The organism is Dyella lipolytica (assembly GCF_030160075.1).
In the GTDB taxonomy this organism is placed as follows: domain Bacteria; phylum Pseudomonadota; class Gammaproteobacteria; order Xanthomonadales; family Rhodanobacteraceae; genus Dyella_B; species Dyella_B lipolytica.
The window spans coordinates 412,853-436,777 of sequence record NZ_BSNQ01000009.1 but is presented as its reverse complement, the minus strand read 5'-3'; the positions used below and the strand labels follow the sequence as shown (position 1 = coordinate 436,777).

Genomic DNA, 23,925 nt, shown 5'->3' with positions numbered 1-23,925 from the left:
GGTCGACGCTGCTACGTCACGGTAGCCGCTTGCTTCAGAATTCCCGAAAGCCTGATGCGTGAACATTCCGCCTCTCCGCTTTCATCTGGACAATGCCAGTCCAGAGGAAGATAGTTCGGCGAGGTGCTGCGCGACGGATCGTTACCGGAACAGACACCGCAGCTCGGGCGGCGCAAGCCACGTGCCTGGCACATAGTCGGGCGATAATCAGGCGCACCACTAGCGCTACAGCGAGATGGCGTCATGGCTGATAAAGAGATCCCCGGCATTCGTCCTTACAACGCACCCGCAGGTGGTTGGGGCGCATTGCGAGCAACGGCCAAGGCCATCCAAGAGCAGATGAATGCTCCGGAGGCCACGGTTGTGCTCCTCCGAACCAACCAGCCCGAAGGATTCGATTGCCCAGGCTGCGCATGGCCGGACAAGGAACACAAATCCACTTTCAGGTTCTGCGAAAACGGCGCCAAGGCCGTCACCTGGGAGGCGACGAACAAACGCGTTCCTCCGACGTTTTTTGCTGCGCACACAGTGACGTCGCTGCGCGAATGGAGCGACTACCAGCTGGAAGATCAGGGGCGACTGACGCACCCGATGGCCTACAACACAGAGAAGGATATTTACGAGGCCATCAGTTGGGATGAAGCCTTTGCGCGCATTGGCGCGATTCTGCGCAGCCAGGCCAACCCGAACGCCGTCGAGTTCTACACCTCGGGGCGTGCTTCCAACGAGGCGGCTTTCCTCTATCAAATCTTTGCCCGCGAATACGGCACCAACAATTTCCCGGATTGCTCGAACATGTGCCACGAGGCCACCAGCGTGGGCCTTCCGCAGTCCATTGGTATTGGCAAGGGCACCGTGTCGCTGGACGATTTCGATCATTGCGAACTCATCATCGCGATGGGGCACAACCCCGGCACGAACCATCCGCGCATGATGGGCACGTTGCATGAGGTGGCGCGTCGCGGCGCTCCCATCATCGTGTTCAATCCGTTGCGCGAGCGCGCGTTGGAACGCTTTGCCGATCCGCAAGATCCGCTGGAGATGGCGACCTTTGGCGCGACGGAGATCGCGTCGACGTACCTTCAGCCCAAAGTCGGCGGCGATGCGGCGGCGCTCAAGGGCATCATGAAGGCGCTGCTTGAGATGGATGAGGCGCTGGGGCCGGAATCCACCGTCCTCGACCACGCCTTCATTGCCGAGCACACGAACGGGTTCGAAACGTTCGCGGCCGATATTCGCGCGACGTCCTGGCGGGACATCGAGGTTGCGTCGGGTGTCACCGAGGACGCGTTACGACAAGTCGCAGAAGCGTATGCCAAATCCAAGGCGACCATCGTCACCTATGGCATGGGCATCACGCAGCACAGCATGGGCACGCAGAACGTGCAGCAGATCGCCAACCTGCTGTTGCTGCGAGGCAACTTCGGCAAGCCCGGTGCAGGCATCTGTCCGTTGCGCGGCCACTCCAACGTCCAGGGTGATCGAACCGTTGGCATTACGGAAAAGCCAAGTGCAGCGATGCTCCAGCAGATTGAGCAAACTTTCGGCTTCCGTCCGCCGGCCGCTCACGGCCATGATGCGGTGGCGGGCATGCAGGCCATCGTGGCGGGTGAATCGAAAGTGCTGATTTGCCTCGGCGGTAATCTGGCGGTGGCGCTGCCCGACCCGGAGGCGTGCTTCGAGGCCATGCGGCGACTCGAACTCTCTGTGCATATCGCCACCAAACTCAACCGCTCGCATCTGCTTACGTGCAAGAACACCTTCATCTTGCCGTGTCTTGGTCGCACCGAGCGTGACATCCAGGCAACGGGTCCGCAGTCGGTTACGGTGGAAGATTCCATGTCGATGGTGCATGCATCGCGCGGCAAGCTGACGCCGGCATCGGAAGCATTGAAGTCTGAGCCTGCCATCGTGGCAGGCATGGCTGCCGCCACACTCCCCGAGAGCAAGGTGCCGTGGATGCACCTGATCGAGGACTACGACCGCATTCGCAATGCCATCGAAGCGGTGTTCCCGGGCTTCGAGAAATTCAACGAACGTATCCGTGTCCCGGGAGGTTTCAGGTTGCCGCTGCCACCGACGGAGCGGATCTGGAATACCCCATCCGGCAAGGCGGAGTTCCTCAACTTCACCGGCTTGCACGAAGATCCTGTTTTTACCGATCGAACGATCCTCAAGCTCACCACACTACGCAGCCACGATCAGTACAACACCACCATCTACGGACTGGATGACCGTTACCGTGGCGTTTTCGGGCGACGCGATGTGCTCTTCATGAGTGAAGACGACCTCGCCGAACGTGGTATCGAAGAAGGCGACGAGCTCATCGTGGAAACCGCATTCGGTAATCGCCAAGAGCGCCGCATGACAAAGGTGATCGCGGTGATCTACAAAATCGCAAAAGGCTCCGTGGCCACGTATTACCCCGAGGGCAACTGCTTGGTGCCTCTGGACTACATCGACAAGGAAAGCGGAACGCCTTCCTACAAGTCGGTTCCAGTGCGTGTGACGCGGGCTGGAAGTCGCTGACGTTTACTTTCTTGCTCCTGGTCGGTTCGCACGTTGTATGGGCGACCGGATTTGCCTTGGCCGCCCTTTTGCCGTGGACTATTTCATAGTGAATCCCGACACCGCGACTGGCTATATGTATATGTAGAATCGAGTGTCATCTTTCAAACCAAAGAAGACGTCTCTAGAAAGAGTGATGCAATCCATGGTTGAACGACCGGCTGCTACAGGGGACACGGATGAAGACGCTTGGCTTGGCAATAGTTCTATTTTTTCTTTCTATCAACTTGGCATATGCACAGCACGCCGCGCCAGCGGCGCCACGGTCTGAAACATCGGCCGGTTCGCCGATTGACGATGCCGCCCAGGAGCAGCTTCTGCAGCAGGCCATGGCCCAGATCAAGGCGGGCATGAATGCCGATGCCATCAACGGACCGCTTGCGCAGGTCATCCACACCTACGAAACGGCCTACGCCCATAGCAAGAGGCAAGTCTATTGCGCCGAAACACTGACGGAGGCGCTGTTCTATTCGGGTATCGCTTCCAGTAACCATCAAGGTTCGGTGGTGTTGAGCAAGCCCGATTGGGCGATGGCTTATTACCTTCGTGGCTACGCGTATGGCTCCATGGGCGACCTGGTTCATGCCGAGGCAAGCCTTAAGCAAGCGCTGGCGCTCTCGCCTTCCAATTCTCAATTTCTCTCCGAGCTTGGGAATGTCTACGAAAACGAAAAGAACTGGTCAAGCGCGCTCGATACGTTTCAGAGTGCGGATGGCGCCGCCGAATTTGCGCCGCCCGAGCAAAAGATCACGCTCCGCTGCCACGCCTTGCGTGGCCAAGGCTACGTGCTGGTCGAGCTTCATAAGTTCGACGAGGCGGTACAGAAGTACAACGCCTGCCTCAGCATCAGCCCGGGAGATCAGAGGTCGATCGGCGAGCTTGATTACGTCAGGGGGCTGCAGGCGAAGGCGGGGAAGTGATTGCTATCCAAGCAAGCGGTAATGCAATAGTGGCCTGGAACTAGCTGCCGATAAGTGCACATAATCGCGCCTTCAGACTGTCCGAAAGTCGGCGCCGAAAGGGGAAACAGGTGCGATCCATCCACTTCATCTCGGGCCTGCCGAGATCCGGTTCCACCTTGCTGGCGGCGCTGCTGCGTCAGAATCCCCGCTTCCACGCGAACATGAGCAGCCCGCTTCTCGGCATGGTCAATGCCATGCTGGGTGAAATGAGCGATCGCAATGAGTTCTCGACCTTCATCACCGATGCACAGCGCAGGCGCACGCTGCGCGGTCTGTTCGAGCATTACTACGGTGAGGAGTTCGCGGCCGAAGTCGTCTTCGATACCAACCGAGCGTGGTGTGCCAAGCTGCCGGTCTTGTGCGAGCTTTTTCCGGACTTGAAAATGATTGCATGCGTGCGGCATGTGTCATGGATTGTCGACAGCGTAGAAAGAGTCGTGCGAAACAACGCGCTGCACCCATCCTCCATTTTTAGTTTTCAAACCGGTGGCACCGTGTATACCCGCGCCGAGGGCCTTGCCAACGGCGAGGGCATGGTGGGATACGCCTACAACGCATTGAAGGAAGCGTTTTACGGCGAGCATGCGCAGCATCTGATGCTGCTGCAATATGAAACGTTGGTGAGCGACCCCGCCAAGGCCATGGCCGCGGTTTACGACTTCGTCGGAGAGTCGCCGTTCCAGCACGATTTCGACAACGTGCATTTCGACGCTGAAGCATTCGACGCGCGCGCCGGCACGCCGGGCTTGCATGCGATCGGCAGGAAAGTGGCGGCGCAGGAACGCACGACGGTGTTGCCGCCGGATATCTTCCGGCGCTTCGAAAACGATGCGTTCTGGTTGAACGCGCAAGCCAATATCCGCGGCGTGAAAGTGGTTTGAGTCGAGCTATCGCAAAGTCCAGCCTGTAAAGACCGCGTCAACGTCGTGCTCAGCGCGTTTTGCGCGAGAAGTTATTGATGCGCTGTGCGACATCCGTCAGGATAGCGTCAGCGCATGGCCCAATATGACAAGTCGTGCGCATGCGCTGGTGGCGGTTTACGCGCAAGGACACCGCGCATAGGGGCTTTCACCGGCGGTATTTAGCCGCCCGATTGACGCCGCGATCGCATCCCGCTCCTGCGACACGGTGCACGACAGGGGAAAAATCGCATGAACCGTGTCTATCGACTCGTGTGGAATCGGTCGTTGGCTGCAGTGCAAGTCGCTTCCGAACTTGCAGATGCGCAAGGCTCTTCTTCCGGTACGTCTGCCACACGCACTCCGCGACGCCATCCGCTCGCTTTGGCGATCGCCGCCTTGGCATTGGCATGTGCAAGCGCGCCCGCATGGAGCCAGACCTGCACGCCTGCCGATCCGTCGGGATGTGGCGCGGCGGGCGGCGTTGGCGGGCGTCCCGGTCGCAGCCCGACCGGCGGCGCAGGCAACGGCACAGGCGGCGATGCGATCGTCTGGAACCCCAACACCAGCGAAAGCGCGGGCACCACCGCCACCAACGGCACGGGCGGCAATGGCGCGAACGGGATCTTCAACGTCGGCTCGGTCAACATCACTTCCAGCGGCGGCGCGGGTGGCGTCGTGGGTGCGACCGGATCGCAGGGTGTCGTTAGCTCCGTTACCGGGAGCACCGGCGGCGCGGGCCAAGCAGAGTCCGGATCAAGTGTTGTTGGCGGCGGCGGTGGCGGCGGCGGTGCAGGCGTTTATATCAACGATGGCAATTCGTCGCCGATCGTGGGGAGTACGACCACGCTTGCTGGCGGTGCTGGCGGCAGAGGCGGCGATGCAACAGCCACGGCGTCCAATGGCAATGCCACGAACGGCGATCCAGGCGGCGGCGGCGGCGGTGGCGCGGGTGTGATCATCGCGTCGGGTGCAGGCGGCGTCTCCCTTATCAATAACGGCAGACTGCTGGGTGGTGCCGGCGGCGCAGGCGGCAATGGCGGCTATGCCGGCAGCGGTGGCGGCGGTGGCGATGGTCTGTTGGTGCTCGGCGCCGGTGCTGCTGTCACCAACAATTCGACTGGCTCGATCATCGGCGGCCTGGGCGGCAATCCCGGGATTTACCAGGATGGCGGGAACCTGCCTGGCGGCTATGGCGGCGGTGGCGCGGGCGTCAACCTCGTAGGCGCGGGGTCATCGCTTGAGAACGCAGGCACGATCATTGGCGGCAACGCCAGCACCGTTTCTCCCATCCCCAGTGCGCAGGATGGCACGCCGGGTGTCGGCGTGCGCGGATGGGGTGGCGTTACCGTCGTCACCGACGGCACGATTGCCGGCGGCAGCAACGGGACCGTGCAGGCAGACTCAGTGCTGTTTTCTGGCGGCGGCAATCAGTTGGTGATCCTGTCGGGCGCTATCTTCACCGGCGCCATCCAAAGTATCAGCGGCAGTACCAACGGCGGCGACATACTGACGCTGGCCGGCGACGTCAACGGCTCCATCAATGCGGGATTGATCGTTGGCTTCGCCAGCAATACGAAGACTGGCAATAGCAATTGGACGCTGACGGGCACTGGCAACGCAGGCATCGACTGGACCATCCAGCAAGGCGAGCTCACCGGCAACAGCAGCGCTTTCGGTGGCAATCTGGCGTTCGTTAGCAATGGCATTGGAACGCCGTCGGCGGATTTCAATCAGACCGCCGCAGGCAGCTTTGCAGGCTCAATCAGCGGAACGGGCCAATTGATCAAGGATGGTACGGGCTCACTGACACTTGCCGGTGATCTATCCACATTCAGTGGGCTATTCACCATCAACCAGGGCACAGTGGCGCTGAGCAACAACGGCAATCTGCAAGGTGCCGAAATGTCCGATGGCGGCACCTTCGATATCAGCGGCACCAGCGGTAGTACAGCAACCATCGCCGGCATTTCCGGTAGCGGCGTGGTCACACTGGGCTCGCATACGTTGGTGATCGACAACGCCACCAACGACAATTTCAGCGGTTCGATCGTCCCCGGCGGAACCGGCACCGGTCTCGGCGGCGTCACGCTCAATGGCGGCGCGCAGACATTCTCCGGCAGCAATACCTATCTTGGCGGCACCACTATCAACGGCGGCACGCTCGCCGTTTCGTCCGACGCGAACCTCGGCGACAGTAGCGGCGTGGTCGTACTCAGTGGCGGCACGCTGGAAACCACCGGCACATTCGCCACTGTGCGCAGCTTCACCCTGGCCAACAGCACCGGCGGCACGTTGCAAACGAATGCCGACCTGACGATATCAGGCAACATAATCGGCAACGGCATGCTGACCAAAACAGGTACGGGTACGCTGACACTCAACGGCGTCAACAACTATACCGGTGGCACGACGATCACCGCAGGCACGCTGCAAGGCGACACCATCAGTCTGCAAGGCAATATCCTCGACAACGCTGCGCTGGTATTCAATCAAATCACCAACGGCACTTACAGCGGCGTGATCTCGGGCGCGGGCACACTGACCAAAACAGGTACGGGTACGCTGACGCTCAGCGGCGTCAACAACTATACCGGTGGCACGACGATCACCGCAGGCACGCTGCAAGGCGACACCGCCAGTCTGCAAGGCAACATCCTCAACAACGCTGCGTTGGTGTTCAATCAAACCACCAACGGCACTTACAGCGGCGTGATCTCGGGCGGGGGCACGCTGACGGCGAACGGCACCGGTACGCTGATTCTCGATGGCGTCAACACGGCAACCGGCCTGACGACCGTGGCGTCCGGCGCCACGCTGATCGTCGGCGACAGTTCTCATGCCACGGCGACGGTGGGCGGCGACGTTAGCGTCAACGGCGGCACGCTCGGCGGTTACGGCACGGTGTCGGGCAGCGTGACGCTTTCCAATAGCGCCGCGCTTACACCAGGCGAAGCGGGCGCCATCGGCTCCTTGACGATCGGTGGCGATCTCACCGTCGGCAGCGGCTCACGACTGAATTTCGATTTTGGATCGCCTGGACCGAACTTCAGCACGCCGGGTCAGAGCGATCACGTGGTGGTGAACGGCAATCTGTCGATCGACACTTCCACGCTCAACGTCAACAATCTCGGCAGCATGGGTCCGGGCTTGTACAACCTATTCGACTGGGGCAACTCGCTGAGCATCACCGGCGGGGGCTTTGCGCCGCCCAGCGGCATGAGCCTGCAGATTCTCACCGTCGATAAACAGATCAACCTCGTCGACACGCTGAGTCTCACGCTCGACGAATGGGATGCGAACGGTCTCGCCAGCCCGGGCCAGATGGGTGGCGGCAGCGGTACCTGGAGTATTTCGTCGAACACCTGGTCCGACATCACCGGCCAGTTTGTCGGGCCGATGTCGCCACAACCGGGCTTTGCTATTTTTGGCGGCACGCCAGGTACGGTCACCGTGGATGACACCAGCGGTACGGTCGGCGTCACCGGCATGCAATTCGTCAGCGATGGCTATCACCTCACCGGCGGTGCCATCGATCTGGTCGGGCAGAATGGTGTCGCGCCGGTTATGCGCGTCAGCAGCGGCGATACGGCGATCATCGACAACGTGTTGCAAGGCACCGATGGTTTGAACAAGACCGACGGCGGTACCTTAGTTCTTACCGGCAATAATCTCTATACCGGCAAGACCACATTGAGTGGCGGCTATTTGTCGGTCTCGTCGGATGCCAATTTGGGTGCCAGCACCAATCCGCTGGATTTCGAAGGCGGTACATTGGAGATCACCGGCACCAGCTTTAATCAGACGGCACGCAACATCATCTGGGGCAGCGCTGGCGGCGGCTTCAATATCGACGATGCAAGCAACACGTTCACCGTATCGCAAGCGCTAAGTGGCCATGGCGGCTTGTTGAAGAGCGGTGCGGGTACCTTGGTGCTCACGGGTTCCAACACGTATCTCGGCGATACGATGATCGATGCGGGCATTCTGCAGCTTGGCAACGGCGGTACAACAGGTTCGATGGTCAGCAACATCATACTCAATGGCGGAACGCTGGTCTTCGATCATTCTGGTAACGACGTCTATAGCGGCAACATTTCCGGTAACGGTTCGGTGATCGATCGAGACGCCAATCTCACGCTAAGCGGAGCCACCTTTGGCGGCGCACTGGGTTTCCTCGGAACGATCTATATCGTTGGCGCGCCGGGATCGAGCTTGCAGTTGGGCAACCTTGATCGGTTCGGGTTCGTACCGGAAAACGTTTACATTGGAGCGGGAAACCTCTTTGCCACAGGGGGATTGAATCCTCCGATTACGATGTCTGGTGTGATCAGCGGGCCGGGTGCATTGTCAGTGTTTAACGCTAACGGCGAGGCTTCTCCGGTGTATTTGACCGGCACCGATACCTATACCGGCGGCACGACCGTCCTCGGCAACTGGCTGGTGCTCGGAAAATTCGGCACGACCGGCTCGATTGTCGGCAATGTCGTGCTTGGCAGCGAGAGTGGCTTTCAGGGAATCCTGGATTTCTTCCATTCGGGTAGCGAAACCTTTGCTGGTGTTATCTCAGGCAGCGGCCGCCTGTACGACGACGATGCGGGCATCCTAACGCTCACTGGCAACAACACGTTCACTGGAACGACAGTAGTCGGCGGCAGGTTGCAGTTGGGCGACGGCGGCACATCAGGAGGGCTCGTAAGTGCCATCTACCTAGATCAAAACTCAATGCTGTCCATCGATGAATCGGGAACAGTCACCTTGCCGGGCGCCATCAGCGGAACCGGTTCGCTTTCGCAGATAGGAACGGGAACGACGATCCTGACCGGAAACAATACCTACATCGGCGGCACGACGATCAGCGCGGGCACGCTGGAAGTAGGTGACAGCAATTCCGCTGCGGCGTCCATTGCAGGACCCGTGCGTGTGCAAGATGGTGGCACGCTGCGTGGCCACGGTACCATCAATGGTAACGTCACCAGCGACGGCAAGGTGTGGCCCGGTGGCTCGATGGGTACGCTTACCATCAACGGTAATTACACGCAGAACGCGGACGGTACGTTGCAGCTCGATGTAACGCCGACGCAATCTTCGATGCTGAAAGTCAACGGTAATGCGAGTCTCGCAGGTAAGCTCGATCTAATCTTCGCACCGGGCACCTACGGCGATAGCAAGTTCGATCTGGTGCAGGGCGGTTCGATCACTGGCGCCTTCGGCACCATCAACGGCACTGTGCCGGGAGCAGTTCCATCGCGGATCAGTTACAGCTCGGCCGAGGTCGCACTGTTATTGGGACAACGGTTGGTAATGCCGCTTGACGGTAACCTGTACGGCAACCTGATGCGCAGCACGAATGTGGCGGGTCAACAGGATCTGGGCTCCGTGCTCGACGTGGCTTTGACGCCAAGTGGCACGCAGTGCAACGCCGATCATGCATCGTCGATGCAAAACGTTACTGCGTCATGCGGTACAGGCGCCTGGGCGCAATACACCGGCTCGAATATTTCATTGAATGGCACCAGTGGTTCGAACAGCACAACATTCGGCCTATTGGGCGGCGCCGATTACGCGCTCGGTGATGTACTACACGCTGGTGTAGAAGCAGGCGTTGGACAGGTAAATGGCAACGACACGATCGGCGGTAATGGTCGCGTTGACAGTGTGCACGGCGGTTTGTACGCCTATGCCAATGCCGGTCCCGTGGTGCTCTCGGCCACGATCGATGACATGCACAGCGAGTATCACTTCAATCGTGCGACCGGCATCGGCACGGCTACCTCCACTCCCGATGGCACCATGCAATCGGCTGCCGTACAGGCTGCGTGGCCATTCCAGTTGTCGCAGTGGCAGCTCACGCCGAAAGTCGGTGCCATTTATCAGCGTCAAACTCTCGATGGCTTCAGCGAAACGCTCTACAGCACCAATCCGAATGCATCGAGCTTTCCGGTGGACGGTGCACGCAGCCGCTACACCACGTTGCAGCCTTATGCAGACATGGCCATCGAACACAGCTTCGTCGCCCAGGGTGTGACGTACGTGCCGCAGGTAAGCCTGGGTTACCGCTACGACACCCACAACAACGCCACGCCGATCGTGCAGGTCACCGCACAGGACGGCACCGTGTTTGACCTGCCGGGCGCAACACAAGGGCGCGGCATGGGCACGGCCAGCGCACGTATTACGGCGGAAGCTGGCGCATCGTGGAGTCTATACGCGGACTATCAAGGATTCTTCGGCAGCCGTTTGCACGACAACGCGCTGAGCGTTGGATTCACCAAGCACTTCTGAAGCGATTGGCAAACGTGATTATGGATCTCAGCGTTGGACAAAGTGTTACTCGGATGTCCACTTTCGACCCAAAGCAGACAATGTTGTTGCCACTAGTGCCTGCCCTATGGGCCTGGCACTCCCGGATGGCGCTAGAACCCCTGTGGGCCCCTCCGGGCATACCCTTTGCCTGGCCATCGCGGGCGGTGTGATTTTTTTTGGCGGGCAGCGAATCATGGAGTGAATCGAAGGACTCCCGAGCGACCCATGAGCCACCGGCCGGACCCACGCCATTTCCAGGCACTCTTGCGCGAACACGAAGGCATTGTGTTCAAGGTGGTCAATCTGTACGCCCATCACGCCGAAGACCGGCGCGATCTGGCTCAGGAAATTGGCCTTCAGGCATGGCGTTCGTTCGCGCACTTCGATTCGCTGAAGGCGAAGTTTTCCACTTGGCTATACCGCGTGGCGCTGAATGTAGCGATTTCGCAGTTGCGCAAAACGAACGGGGTTCGAGGCGCACAGTTGGAGCCGCTGGAGCAGCATCACCTGGAAAGTATTGGTGCCGAGCAGGCGCCTGAACCCGATGAACGTATTGCCACCCTCTACGCCTTTATCGGGCAGCTCGATCCGCTTAATCGGGCGCTGATCCTGCTTTATCTGGAAGACAAGCCGTATGCGGAGATTGCCGAGATCCTTGGCATCACCGAAACCAACGTGGCGACCAAGATCAGTCGCATCAAGCAAACGCTGCGCGGGCAGATGACCGGCGCGGCCATGGCAGGAGCATGACTATGGAACTCGATGACATGAAGCAAGCATGGCTGACGCTTAACCAGCAGTTGGAGCGGCAGCAGGCATTGAATTGGCAGATCTTCCGCAGCGACCAAGCGGACCGGCTACGCCGCAGAGTGCGGCCGTTGGTGTGGGGACAGTCGATGCAGATCGTCCTTGGTATCGCGCTCGCGCTGTGGGGCATCAGTTTCTGGTCTACGCACCTCCACATCTGGCAGGCGATGGCCTGCGGCATTGCCATGCAAGCCTTCGGCACGCTGGCGATCATTTTTCCGGCACGTGTACTGTCTTTGGTGCACGTCATCGACTACGCCGCCCCCGTGCTGGACATTCAGCGGCGTGTCGCGCAGTTGCGCGCATGGCGGGTAAGAGTGGAGGCACCGGTATTCGCCGTGCTGGGCAGTGTTATTTGGATTCCAGCCATGCTGATGCTGATTCAGTACGGCGCGGACGGCGCCGGTGTCGATTTGTGGAGCCATATGTCAGGTTCATGGCTGTGGTTGTCTCTGTGTGGTGCGGCCTCGCTAGTCGTCGTCGCCCTCGCTTATGCGTTACTAAGTCGGCTGGGTTATCGCCGCCGGCTGGAGGATAGCTTCGCAGGTAATGCGGTAAAGCGAGTCGAAGCTATGCTGGAAGACATTGCCCGGTTCGAGCACGAATGAAGGGGGTTGCATGATGTCCGCTTTCGACCAAGGCGGACATCAAGAGTGCAAAGGTTTAAGGGGGAGCTTTGAATTCTTTCTATGACGAACTCGCACCTTACTATCACTTGCTTTACGGTGATTGGGATGCATCCATTGCCAAGCAAGGGGATGCTCTTGCCGACTTGCTCTGCGAGAGCGGGGTATTGCCGGGTGCGTCGGTGCTCGATGCAGCTAGTGGCATAGGTACGCAGACTATTGGGCTTCTTCAGCGCGGATATCAGGTAACTGCGTCCGATATTTCTTCCGGCGCAATTAACCGATTGCGTAACGAGCTTTTAAGTCGAGATTTGTGTGCTACTGCATTCGTTGATGACCTGCGAACGCTAGATGGGACGCTGTCGGAATCCGTGGCAGCTGTGCTCGCATGCGATAACAGCATTCCCCACCTCCTTTCAGATTCGGACATTCTTCAAGCTCTCCAAAGCTGCTGGCGTTGCCTTCTGCCTGGGGGTATTGCGATCTTGTCTGTCCGCGACTACGCGGCCATTGAACGCAAAAATCCAGATGTCCGTCCTTATGGGTTGCGGCTGGTGGATGGGAACCGCTTTCTTGCTGTGCAGGTATGGGAGTGGGACGCCGATCAATATGATTTGAGGCTGTACCTGACGACCGAACTTCCCTCGGGTATCTGCGAAACCAAATTGATACGCAGCCGCTACTACGCCGTCACCATAGAAAAGCTCCGGGAGCTGATGGTGCGCGCTGGCTTTGTACAGATACAAAGGCGCGATAACGTGCTTTTTCAGCCTGTTATCATGGGATATCGACCACTTTCATCCTAGTCACCACACTAAGACTAGATGTCTGCTTTCGACCCAAAGCAGACCTGTTCTACGACCAGACTCACATGCGTCGGTTGTGATGACTGCGTGAAGGTTTTGGATGAGCTTCTAGCACATGTTTGGTCATGTCCGATCATGAGACGGTATTGTCTCCATTGACGCAAAGGAGTGCTCCGCATGGTGGGTAAGGCAAGCAAGGACACGCCTCAGGGTTTCCTCACGCATACCAAGGACATCGTCATGCTGTGCACTTCCCGCTCGCGCCATCGGCGCCTTGCATCATGCGTCGTCGCCGCAGTTTGCAGCCTAACGCTCGGCATACTGCCCGCCATTGCCGCGCAGACGGACGACCCGCCGACCGCGCGCACGGTCGATGTCGTCGACCACATCTTCGGCACCACATTGCACGATCCTTACCGCTGGATGGAGGGTGAGCACAATGCAGAATTCCAGCAATGGCTAGTCGCACAGGGCGACCACACGCGAGCCAAACTCGATGCGTTGCCGACACTGAAGGCTTGGCAGCAAACCCTGCAAAAAGTCAGTAACACTGCCGTGGTCCACCGCGCCCAGCGTTATGTCGATGGGAGATTGTTCTTCATCCGCGAGACGGCGGAGGGCAATGGCGTCCTGATGGTGCGCGAGGCGGACGGCTCCGAGCGTGAGTTACTCGATCCGGCAACATTGAAGGACGATGGCGGCCACGCCTCGATCACCTTTTTCACGCCTTCGCCCGACGGCAGCAAGGTGGCAGTGAACATCGATCACGGCGGCAATGAGGTCACCCGCTTGGAAGTGCTCGACGTGAAAAGTGGCAAACCCACCGGCGACGCGGTTGAACCGGTGTGGGGCGAGTTCGGCGCTGAGTGGCTACCTGATGGCAGCGGTTTCGACTACACCCAGATGGCGCCGCCCGACCAGCGCACTGGCGGCGATCCGCTGCAGGATATGCGCTTGCGGTTGCACCGGCTTGGCACACCGGCGACACAGGACACAATATTGCTGAGGGCGGGCAACGGAGAGGGCGCCAATTCTTCGTTTGCGATTACTGCCAATCGTTTCCCGGTCATCGAATTTCCCACCGACTCGCGCTGGGCATTGGGCGAGGCACTGGGAGCGCAAGCCGAACAGCGCTTCTGCGTGACAGCGCAGTCCGATGCGGTAAAGCCCGGCGCAACCTGGCGCTGCATTGCCGACCTCAGTGATGAGGTACAGAATGCCGCCATTCACGGCGACACGCTCTATCTCGTCTCCAGCCACGGGCGCTCGAACGGCGAATTACTGGCGTTGGATCTGTCGCGCCCGAATGCATCGATCAAGGATGCACGCTCCATCCTGCCGCTACAGGGCGACGACATGATTGTCGGAGTCAGTATTAACGATACGCAGATGGTCGCGCCGGCGCGCGATGCTTTATACGTGAAAGTATCGAGGAACGGCATCGACGGCATCCGTCGCATCGACTACGCCACCGGCAAGGTCGAAACGGTGCCGATGCCGCTGATGGGTGCAGCCTCGCTGTTCCATGCCGACGACAACCAGGACGGATTCCTGCTGGAGCTGCGAGGGTGGACCACGCCACCGAAGTCCTGGCGCTACGATCCTGCAAGTCGCGCCATGCACAGCCTCGGCCAGGATGAAGCGAGCCCGGCCGATTACAGCATGATCGAGGCGACCGAAACCGAGCTGGTCAGCAAGGATGGTACGCACGTGCCACTGACCATCCTGCACCGCAAAGATGTCGCACTGGATGGTAGTCATCGCGCCATCCTGTTCGCCTATGGTGGCTACGGAATGTCTATCGTGCCGTCGTTCAGGCCCAACCGCCTGGAATGGGTCAAGCACGGCAACATTTTCGCGTATGCGCACGTTCGCGGCGGCGGCGAGAAGGGCGAAGCGTGGCATCAGGCCGGCAGGGGGGCGAACAAGCACAAAGGCGTGGAAGATTTTGTCGCCGGCGTGGCGCGACTGAGCGAACTGGGCTACAGCAAACCGGAGCGCACCGCGCTGATATCCGGGAGCGCCGGTGGTCTGCTAATTGGCAACGCGGTGGTGGGTTATCCCGACCGTTTCGGTGCCGCCGTGTTTCTGGTCAGCATGCTCAATCCGGTGCGTCTGATGCAGGCTCCCAACGGCGCCAACCAGCTCGGTGAAATGGGCGACCCGCGTAACGCGGCTGACTTTCCCTGGATCCTGGCGACAGACCCGTACCAACAGATTCGTCCACATACTGCCTACCCGGCGGTGATGCTGAGCGTGGGTCTCAACGACAGCCGCGTCGCTACCTGGGAGACAGGCAAGTTCGCTGCGCGCTTGCGTACTGCCGATACCAGCGGGCGCCCGGTCTGGATTCGTACCGATGCGCATGGAGGGCATGGCATCCAGGTTTCGCTCGGGGCCGAGGCAGCGGAATTCGCCGATATTTTCGCCTTCCTTGATGCACAACTGCCGGTGCCTAGAGAAGACCGTAATGGAGTAGCGAAAAATTGATGTATCTGAAAAGAATTGCTGCTGGCGAATAATTCCCTGTTGCATCAGTTCTTGCAGTTGTCGTCGTGTTCGCTTTCGACCCGAAGCGGACATTGAGAGGCTCGTAACAATGAGGGTTTAATGGCCCAAGTCACTGGGAGGACTTGGGAATAGACCGCCGATCGCATTGATCTGCTCCATGGCTATCGTTCTGGCAACGAGTCAGAAACTCATGGAGCAAACGTTTGTGCCAGCTCTAATGCAGATCCTGCCGACGATGTCGATTTTCGACATTCCCGTTCGTCTTTTCGATGGGGGTCGATAAGGCCGAATCAAAGAAGGATGTCGAAAGATGATCACTGTATTTGGTGAAGGAAGAGGTTTCCGGGTCGTATGGCTGCTGGAGGAGATGGGGCTCGCGTACCGGCTGAGGCCGGTGGACCTTCTGGCCGGCGTCGAGAAAGATGCGGAGTTCCTGGCCATCAACCCTGCCGGTTTCATTCCGGCGATTCAGGACGGCGACGTCACGATGGTCGAGTCCATTGCGATCATGGAATACCTGATGGCTCGCTACGGACCGACATCGCTCGCGCCCGACCCACACGATCCTGCTTTCCCCGCTTACCAGCAGTTCCTCCACCTCGGTGAAGCCGGCCTCGCGGCTTCCATCTACTTCGTCGTTGGTGCCCGCAATTTTGCGCCGGAGTCCGAGCGGCAAAACTGGAGCGCTGCCCAAGCGCTAAGCGTTTTCGAGAGCCGGCTAACGCTGGTGACGCGGCAGCTTGCACGCACGCCCTATCTTGCCGGCGAGACGTTCACCGCCGCCGACATTTCGGTGACCTACGCCCTGGAGTTGGCCAAAACAAGTGGAGGCATCACCTTTGGCGAGGTAGAGCAGTCTTATATGGCTCGCGTCCGCGCACGCGAAGGCTACAAGCGCGCTATGGAAACATGTCACTCCAGGAAGGCATGGCTCGAGGGAAAAAAGTATGAACATGAGCCTTCATGAAACGAGTTCGAGCCGGATGCTTTCGGGCGAGTGTTTATGTGGCGACGTCCGTTACCGCGTGGAGGATAGCTTCCTCTATGCGCTGAACTGTTACTGCTCTCAATGTCGAAAAGCGACCGGTTCCGCCTTCAAGCCTTTTGCAGGTATCGAACGAAGCAAATTCAGAGTCATCGAGGGCGACGAGGCGCTTTTGATTTTTGGCGATGAAAATGGGCATGACGCGCGCTGTAAACGGTGCGGAGCTTATCTTTATTCGGTGGTTCGCGATGGGCAATACGTGCACGTCACCTTGGGCACGCTGGTCGATGCGCCATCGATACAGCCGACCGCACACATTTTTGTCGGCTCAAAGGCGCCGTGGTACACGATCAACGACGACCTTCCACAGCATCAGGAGCTTCCCTGACGAACTCTTTGATGAGCGTTACGAAAAACGGGGTCAGGTGGGCTTTTAAAAGCACCATCTGACCCCGTTTATCTGTTGATTATCTACGCTCGCCTGTTTGCCGGCATGCGTTGAAAATGCAGCCCGGTATGTGACCTGGCTTGTTACTGTTACTGGCGATTACGGCGTACGTGCCCGCTCGATCGGCCAGACATTGAACGCGAAGACGTACATCATGATGATGTTGACGAGCGGGATGAACAGTAAAAGTGCCCATGCGCCGTTGTAGCCAGCCTTGGAAACAATCTTCCAGGCCGGAATCACTGCCAGGATGCCTGCGATCAACCCAAAGAATGGATGCATATGCATAAGTTGCCCCTTTACTCCCCATTGGAGTGGGCCATAGCTTACGCCACAAAAAAGGACGGCATTCAGCCACCCTTATTCGTTTGATTTCTTCTTGACGCTATCCAGCCACTGTACGCGTCAGCTCACGACGCAGCACACCTCAACGGATGTTGGACAAAGGGCCGAGTATCCAACGCGACGGCGGCGATATGCCGTAATTCACGAGTACTTCGTAGATCCTTTCCGTCACCCAATCAAAATGATCGAGCGATACGCGGTCTTTGATCGCGTCGGCGCGTTCCATAAATTCGATCCAGAATTCGGTGCCGTGATTGTCCTTAAGCAGGCGCGGCATCGAGCGACTCAGTTCCGCTAGCCGCAGCTCGATTTCTTCGGGGGTCAGAAGCACGTCGTCACTCCCTTCGGTGGTGGCCAGGTCGCGGGATAAGCCCCGTGGTATTGGCTACGACGTATGACGGGCCCGATTTTGAAATGGGCATGACGGCAAAGGGGAGAAATGGGGGTCTAGAAACGGGGGGCAGAGTCATCTTTCCTCATTTTTTAAGTGGCCATCCCGCATACGGTGCCGCAACAACGGTGCGGCACCGTATACGTGGTATTCACGCCGCTTGGCCTGCTTCGTGAGCACTGACTGCGTCCATGACACGGGCCGAGTACACCAGCGCTGCGCCTGCGTTGAGCGCAATGGCAACACCCAGCGCCTCGGCGATTTCTTCGTGGCTGGCGCCGTGCTTCAACGCTTCGCCGGTGTGTACGGTGATGCAACCATCGCAACGTGTGGTGACCGCGATGGCCAATGCGATCAGCTCACGCGTCTTGGCATCCAGATGCCCTGTCTTCTGTCCTGCCTTGGATAAAGTCTGGTATCCGGCGACCGTATCCGGACTGAGCTTGCCGATCTCGCCGATGCGACCCATCAACTGCTTGCGGTAATCCAGCCAATCCATCATGGGATGTCTCCTGACCGTTTGGGGCTGCAGCCGGGCACCGCGCCCGGCTGGAGCGTTTAATGATGCTCCCAGCCGGGAGGACTCGGGGAAGGGGTCCCCGCCACCGCAACAAGCGACAGAAGCAAAAGGCGCGCCAGCCGGCTGCATGAACATAGTCGGGCGGGTCGATTTCTCTTGGTTCGGTTCGTCGTCAGAGAGTGGGCAGCTGGTTGCCCCTCCCTGACGCTAACTGGAAGGACATGACAATGACGCTGAAGCTCTACGCACACCCGTTTTCCTCGTACTGCCAGAAGGTGCTGGTGGCGCTCTATGAAAACGGCACGCCGTTCGAGTGGCGCAAGCTGGCCTACGACGACGCAGAGATCATGACGGAGTTCGCCGCACTATGGCCGGTGAAACGCATGCCCGTCCTGGTCGATGCCGATCGCACGATCATGGAGGCCAGCATCATCATCGAGCATCTGGGTCTGCATCATCCGGGGCCAGTGTCGCTGCTTCCCGCGGATGCCAGTGTGGCGCTCCGGGTGCGATTCATGGATCGCTTTTTCGACAACTACATCTCTACGCCACAACAAAAGATCGTGTTCGACGCATTGCGGCCCGAAACGGAGCGCGACGCACGTGGTGTCGCAGATGCACGCGCCATGCTCGATACGGCCTACGCATGGCTCGACAAGACCATGGCCCATCGCGAATGGGCGGCGGGCGACAGCTTCAGTCTGGCTGATTGCGGCGCTGCGCCGTTCCTGTTTTATGCGGACTGGACGCATCGCATCGATCCGTCCTTCGCCAACGTGATCGCGTATCGACAACGGCTGCTGGCGCGACCGTCGTTTGCCCGTGCGGTGGACGAGGCGAGGCCCTATCGCCCCTTGTTCCCGCTAGGAGCCCCTGATCGCGACTGATTCGAAAACGCTACCCGATGCCGTTTGCACTGCCGGCGACTCGCTCAACCCGAGAGTGCCAATATGCATTCACCCGCGCCCCAGCTGCGGCAACACACGGCGAAAATCGATAGTTCGTTCGATACAACGGCGGGGCTGAGTAGCCCCTCCAGATAGCCCGCGAAAAATGTGCAGCCGGAGTGACCATCCTTCGTGCATAGCGGGCTGTTGTGGATATGTACCTGCTCGCCTTTGTTTTCGACGTCGACCAGCGCACGCAGCGCGGGGATGCCGATGCGTTCGATCGCATCGCGCAAATCGAGTTTGGCGCTGTTGGCGTAATCGCGTTCGAATACCCAGGTGCCGGTGCGCTGTCCCGCCAGCATCAGCGACGATTCTCGCGCGGCATCGACCACCTCGTTTTCCAGCGTTAGCAGTCGCGGAAAAACTTCCGGATAGCTGTTGGTCAACTTCGGCACTACTTTTTCGACGGCTGCTACGTCCGGGCCCAGCGGGATCACTTCGACAAACGGTTCGAGCACAACTGGCGCAGGTGCGGGTGCGGGCGCCGGCCGGGGTGCGATGAAGAATTCGAATTCAGGCTCGGGCTCCGGTTGCCGTTCGGGTACGGCGTTAATCGCCGGTGCCGCGGCGAGCTCGGGTGCTTTCGGTTTATCGACTACGGGCTTGTCGACTGCTGGCTTATCGACTGCCGGCGCAGGCGCGACAACCGGCGCAGGCGCGACAACCGGCGCGGCGGCGATAGCCGTCTTCGGCGCCTGGGCGATAGGTTGTCGAATCACCGGGGCGGGGGGCGATGCTGCGAAATGCGGTTTCGGCGCGCCTTCCACAAACGGCGAGACGTCGAAACTGACGATGCGTTCATGCGCTTCCAGCGCGTCTTCGAGCGTGCGCTGTTTGCGCGAGGGGCCGCGCACGACCATCGTCATCAGCACACCATGGTCGTCCTGCGTCAGACGTTGACGCTGCAGGGTATATCCGCTCGCGACGACGCATCGACCGATGTCAATCAGAAGACCCTCGCGACTCACCGCAAGGGCCTGAATTTCCAGCTCGATCATGAGGCCCCCCTGTGTCGATGCTGGTGAAATAAGTTGTGGCGCATACGATGATCGTTTTTATGTTCGCGAAGTGTGCTGCAGTTCAAAACTTCGACAATATGTAACTATTTTGTCGTTATTGGGGCATGATTCGTGCATGAAAATTATGCTAGATCACCCACCGCGTCGAGCAAGCATGCCAACACCTCGCAAAGAGGACGGTCGGCAGCCACGCGCTGGAGTCGGTGCCTTGGATGGATTGACTAAGATGCGTTCCATCGATACTGAGAGCCTGCCGTGAACCCAACCGATGACGACTTCGATGCCGACGACGGCTTCGACGAGAGCGACGACGACTCCGTGGAAGCTCGGGTCTGGCAGCTGTTGCTACTGATCAATCCCGGCGACCAAGAGATGGCATTGCAGCAGTTTGCGGAATACCGAGATGCGGTGGTCCATGCCGATGAGCATGACGTTGAACCCATCGGGGTGATTCGACGAATCATCGACTGGCGATCGGGCTTCCGTATCGACGCCCAGGACACGCATGCGCTAGTGCAAGCCATCGACGAACTGTCCTCGCGCTGGAATATATCGATCGACTGGGGCGGCGATCCGGATGACGACGATTTCCACGCCGATATCGACGCGGCGTCGCTCTTTGGCATCGCGTACGACCGCCTCAATGAGCACGGTTACACCTTGTGGGCCTGTGAAACCGACGACGATAGCTACGCCGGTTGGGTCACGCTGACGCGCGACAACGAGCCTTTACGCGAATTGGCGACAGCCCTGGGCATCAACCTGCGACTGGGCAGTGAAGTCACCTGAGTTCGTAGGACCAAGGTCCGCTTCGATGCGAAACGGACCTTCTTGGTAGGCGAGCTTGAAGCGAACGGCGCGATTTATGCCGCAGCCAATGCGGGATAGTCGATGTAGCCGCGCGGACCGGGGGAGTAGAACGTGTCGCGGTCCGGCGTATTGAGTGACGCATCGGCATGGAATCGCTGCACTAAATCAGGATTGGCCAGATACTGGCTGCCGAACACTGCGGCATCCGCATCGCCCTGCGCGATCAGTGTGGACGCCGTTTCCTTGGTCAGTCCGCCGCCGTGCAAGTAAGTGCCTTTGAAAAGCGGCCGTAGCAATGCGCGATAGTCGAACTCGCTCTTATTGCGAGCCACATGCAGGTAAGCCAATTTGAGCGGGGCGAGCTGCTCCACGAGGTAACGGTACGTTTCCTGAGGGTGCGCGTCGCTGATGTCGTTGAAACCCATTTCCGGCGACATCTTGATGCCGACGCGATCACTGCCGGCTTCTTCCGTCATCGCCGCGAGCACTTCCAGAATGAAGCGCGCGCGATTGGCGAGCGAGCCGCCGTAACGGTCGGTGCGCTGATTGGTGCTGGAGGAGAGGAACTGCTCCGGCAAATAGCCCGAAGCGGCATGCAGTTCGACACCGTCGAAACCCGCTTCCAGTGCGTTGCGCGTCGCAAGGCGGTACTCATTCACGACACCGCTTACTTCATCGGTCCTAAGCGCGCGCGGCATCACGAAGTCCTGCGGGCCGGTCGCCGTGAACACCTTGCCCGCCGGTTGGATGGCAGAGGGTGCAACAGGCGTGGCGCCATTCGGTTGCATGCTGGGATGTGAGATTCGGCCCGTGTGCATCAGTTGCAGAAAGATGCGGCCGCCTTCGGCATGCACCGCACTGGTGATGGATTTCCAGGCTTCGATCTGTGCCGCGGAATGGATGCCCGGCGTGCGCACATAACCTTTGCCGGTGGGCGAGGGGTAGGTGCCTTCGGTAATGATCAGGCCGGCGTTGGCGCGCTGGCTGTAATAAGCGATCGCCAGCTCGGAGGGCACGCCGGTGGTGTCGTCGGCGCGTGAGCGGGTCATCGGCGCCATCACCAGGCGGTTGCGCAGGGTGTGGCGGCCGATTTGAAGGGTGCTGAAGAGGGTGTTCACGTTGAACTCCTGATGGGAAAGCGTGGCGCCATACTGCATTGTTCCATCAAGAGGATAAACAGGTATATTTGAATACACTGATCCATTCATGGAGCAATGGCCATGGAGCTACTGAGCTATATGCGGCTGTTCGTGGAGGTCGCCCGGGCCAAGAGCTTCCGCAAGGCGGCGGAGGCGTTGGATATGCCGAACTCGACGCTGTCGCGGCACATCGCGGAGCTGGAGAAAGTGATCGGCCTGCGACTGCTGCATCGCTCCACGCGCAAGGTGGAACTCACCGAGGCCGGCGAGGTGTACTTCAAACGTTGCCAAAGCATCGTCGAGGAGGCGCGTGTCGCGCATGAATCGTTGCTCGATGTGGTTGAGCGACCCAGCGGCACCTTGCGTGTTTCGATGCCAGTCGACTTCGCCACCGGCTATCTCGCTCCGATCCTTAGGGACTTCGCCATCACCTATCCCTTGATCGGCTTCGAATTCGATCTGACGCCGCGACGTGTCGATCTGCAAACCGAGCCCTTCGATCTCGCCATTCGCATCGGACCGCCACCGACCGCACCGTCGACGCTGGTCGCCCGGCAGATCGCGTTGATACCGCGTTATCTGTACGCAGCGCCCAGCTATATCAAACAGGCGCCGCCACTCGAACATCCCAATGATCTAGTGCGCCATGTGTTGTGTGTTGGGCAGGGCGCATCGAAACAGCGTGGCGCACTGAGGACATTTCATCGCGGCGATGAAAGGGTCGACGTTACGGTCGAGTCGCGCTTCGTCATGAACAGTGTCGGTCTGAGTCGCTCCCTTGCCGTCACAGGCGTGGGTATCGCTGCGCTGGATAGCGAACTCACCCGCGATGATGTTGCGATGGGTCGATTGCGCCGTGTGCTTCCCGATTGGAGCCTCTCGCCGGTCCAAGTGCACGCCATCACCGAAACACGCTTATTGCCGGCGAGAACGCGATTGTTTATCGATTTTCTCAGGACGCGATTGCAAGAGCTGTCGCTCGCTGCCGAAGATCGGCGTCGAAGCCAGCTACGGCGTAACAGGGGTTCGCAAAACGGCGCGCAAGATGGGTAGATAGTGCTGCAGCCCAGGCACCTTCAATGCCGGGATCTTGGCGTCGTCATCCCAGCGACGTACTTGAACGGCAAGCTTTGCATTCGGCAATGCGTCAAAGGCGTTCGCTTCTTCGCGGCTCATAAAGCCGCCCTGGATTTGCAGGCTTTCGATGGAAGATGGCGAAAGCTGAGAGATGTAGCTGGGATCGGTTGCGCAAAGGTAGCGTTTGGCGGCCACATGCAAGCGGACCGTTTCCGTGACTGCTTCGTCAAACCAATGCGAAAGATAGGTCGCTCCAATCTCTTCGTGCCGTCCATCTTTTCCGTACCGAGCAATATCCTCCGGCAAGCCATGCAAGATGTGTCCGATATCGTGGAGCAGGGCGGCCGTTATGGTGGCCGGACTGGCGTGCGATTGTTCGGCAAAATGGGCGCATTGCAGGCTGTGTTCGAGAACCGAGACTTCTTCGCCGAAGTAGGCATCGTTGCCCTTCGCGGATAGCAGATCCAGGAGTTCCTGAACGTTCTTCGTGGATGTCATGACAGCCGCTGCTTTAGTCGGAACGGGTTAGTTAAACGGCAACGGATTGCAAATGCGCGACAGACACTTAGGCCTTCAGATGACCCTGTCTAGAGCCGACCGACGCCTCGCACCCCGAGCATCGGCGCCTAGTCATTCACCTAGTTCACCTGTGGGACATCCGATCCGAGCGACACTCAGCGCTTTGAACGACGGACATCGCGGTGCAACCCGTTAACGTTGATGAAAATAGGCTTCGCCGGGTCATTGGACGCCGGC

19 protein-coding genes are annotated in these 23,925 nt (G+C 59.2%); 13 read left to right on the top strand and 6 right to left on the bottom strand.

Annotated elements, in window-relative coordinates; translation table 11 throughout:
- The first annotated feature begins 243 nt into the window (after positions 1-243).
- The 10 genes from QQL64_RS15160 to QQL64_RS15115 all read left to right on the top strand — a co-directional run bounded on the left by QQL64_RS15160 (position 244) and on the right by QQL64_RS15115 (position 16,858).
- The gene (locus QQL64_RS15160; protein WP_284401171.1) at positions 244-2,529 is read left to right on the top strand and encodes an FdhF/YdeP family oxidoreductase; all 2,286 of its coding nucleotides are present in this window, start codon (positions 244-246) and stop codon (positions 2,527-2,529) included.
- A 218-nt stretch (positions 2,530-2,747) separates the two neighbouring features.
- A complete protein-coding gene (locus QQL64_RS15155) occupies positions 2,748-3,488 on the top strand; it encodes a tetratricopeptide repeat protein (RefSeq protein WP_284401169.1) in 741 nt (246 codons plus the stop codon).
- A gap of 110 nt (positions 3,489-3,598) precedes the next feature.
- Positions 3,599-4,411, top strand: coding sequence for a sulfotransferase family protein (locus QQL64_RS15150; protein ID WP_284401168.1), 813 nt, complete (start codon positions 3,599-3,601; stop codon positions 4,409-4,411).
- 270 nt (positions 4,412-4,681) lie between these two features.
- On the top strand, positions 4,682-10,714 hold the full coding sequence (locus tag QQL64_RS15145; RefSeq protein ID WP_284401166.1) for an autotransporter-associated beta strand repeat-containing protein: 6,033 nt from the start codon (positions 4,682-4,684) through the stop codon (positions 10,712-10,714).
- A gap of 246 nt (positions 10,715-10,960) precedes the next feature.
- Entirely contained in the window at positions 10,961-11,485 is a 525-nt protein-coding gene (locus QQL64_RS15140) for an RNA polymerase sigma factor (RefSeq protein WP_284401164.1), read from the top strand.
- A gap of 2 nt (positions 11,486-11,487) precedes the next feature.
- Entirely contained in the window at positions 11,488-12,150 is a 663-nt protein-coding gene (locus QQL64_RS15135) for a hypothetical protein (protein WP_284401163.1), read from the top strand.
- Between the two features lie 68 nt (positions 12,151-12,218).
- On the top strand, positions 12,219-12,974 hold the full coding sequence (locus QQL64_RS15130) for a class I SAM-dependent methyltransferase (RefSeq protein ID WP_284401162.1): 756 nt from the start codon (positions 12,219-12,221) through the stop codon (positions 12,972-12,974).
- Between the two features lie 177 nt (positions 12,975-13,151).
- Positions 13,152-15,464, top strand: a complete 2,313-nt coding sequence (locus tag QQL64_RS15125) for a prolyl oligopeptidase family serine peptidase (protein ID WP_284401161.1) — start codon at positions 13,152-13,154, stop codon at positions 15,462-15,464.
- Between the two features lie 331 nt (positions 15,465-15,795).
- Positions 15,796-16,452 (top strand): glutathione S-transferase family protein, encoded by a 657-nt coding sequence (locus QQL64_RS15120; RefSeq protein ID WP_284401160.1) that lies wholly within the window; start codon positions 15,796-15,798, stop codon positions 16,450-16,452.
- Positions 16,433-16,858 carry a GFA family protein gene (locus QQL64_RS15115; protein WP_284401159.1) on the top strand — a complete coding sequence of 142 codons (426 nt, stop codon included), beginning with the start codon at positions 16,433-16,435 and terminating at the stop codon, positions 16,856-16,858. The genes QQL64_RS15120 and QQL64_RS15115 overlap by 20 nt, the downstream gene beginning before the upstream one ends.
- Positions 16,859-17,017: 159 nt before the next feature.
- On the opposite strand, the gene QQL64_RS15110 is transcribed toward QQL64_RS15115, so the two are convergent.
- The 3 genes from QQL64_RS15110 to QQL64_RS15100 all read right to left on the bottom strand — a co-directional run bounded on the left by QQL64_RS15110 (position 17,018) and on the right by QQL64_RS15100 (position 18,156).
- Positions 17,018-17,206 carry a DUF805 domain-containing protein gene (locus tag QQL64_RS15110; protein ID WP_284401158.1) on the bottom strand — a complete coding sequence of 63 codons (189 nt, stop codon included), beginning with the start codon at positions 17,204-17,206 and terminating at the stop codon, positions 17,018-17,020.
- Positions 17,207-17,345: 139 nt separating this feature from the next.
- Positions 17,346-17,594, bottom strand: a complete 249-nt coding sequence (locus QQL64_RS15105; RefSeq protein WP_284401156.1) for a hypothetical protein — start codon at positions 17,592-17,594, stop codon at positions 17,346-17,348.
- A 211-nt stretch (positions 17,595-17,805) separates the two neighbouring features.
- Positions 17,806-18,156: a carboxymuconolactone decarboxylase family protein gene (locus QQL64_RS15100; RefSeq protein WP_284401151.1), complete on the bottom strand. Its 351-nt coding sequence runs from the start codon at positions 18,154-18,156 to the stop codon at positions 17,806-17,808.
- 239 nt (positions 18,157-18,395) lie between these two features.
- Here QQL64_RS15100 and QQL64_RS15095 point away from each other — a divergent pair, with 239 nt between their 5' ends.
- A complete protein-coding gene (locus QQL64_RS15095) occupies positions 18,396-19,061 on the top strand; it encodes a glutathione S-transferase family protein (protein ID WP_425603904.1) in 666 nt (221 codons plus the stop codon).
- 44 nt (positions 19,062-19,105) lie between these two features.
- Here the strand turns inward: QQL64_RS15095 and QQL64_RS15090 are convergent, their stop codons facing one another.
- Entirely contained in the window at positions 19,106-20,122 is a 1,017-nt protein-coding gene (locus QQL64_RS15090) for a hypothetical protein (RefSeq protein ID WP_284401150.1), read from the bottom strand.
- Positions 20,123-20,398: 276 nt separating this feature from the next.
- On the opposite strand from QQL64_RS15090, the gene QQL64_RS15085 reads away from it, so the two are divergent.
- Positions 20,399-20,932 (top strand): DUF6630 family protein, encoded by a 534-nt coding sequence (locus tag QQL64_RS15085; protein ID WP_284401148.1) that lies wholly within the window; start codon positions 20,399-20,401, stop codon positions 20,930-20,932.
- 74 nt (positions 20,933-21,006) lie between these two features.
- Here QQL64_RS15085 and QQL64_RS15080 read toward each other — a convergent pair whose 3' ends face one another.
- The gene (locus tag QQL64_RS15080; RefSeq protein WP_425603903.1) at positions 21,007-22,071 is read right to left on the bottom strand and encodes an alkene reductase; all 1,065 of its coding nucleotides are present in this window, start codon (positions 22,069-22,071) and stop codon (positions 21,007-21,009) included.
- A gap of 102 nt (positions 22,072-22,173) precedes the next feature.
- Between QQL64_RS15080 and QQL64_RS15075 the strand changes: the two genes are divergently transcribed.
- Positions 22,174-23,145, top strand: a complete 972-nt coding sequence (locus QQL64_RS15075) for a LysR family transcriptional regulator (RefSeq protein WP_284401144.1) — start codon at positions 22,174-22,176, stop codon at positions 23,143-23,145.
- Here the strand turns inward: QQL64_RS15075 and QQL64_RS15070 are convergent.
- A complete protein-coding gene (locus tag QQL64_RS15070) occupies positions 23,101-23,667 on the bottom strand; it encodes an HD domain-containing protein (protein WP_284401142.1) in 567 nt (188 codons plus the stop codon). The genes QQL64_RS15075 and QQL64_RS15070 overlap by 45 nt on opposite strands.
- Between the last annotated feature and the right edge of the window lie 258 nt (positions 23,668-23,925).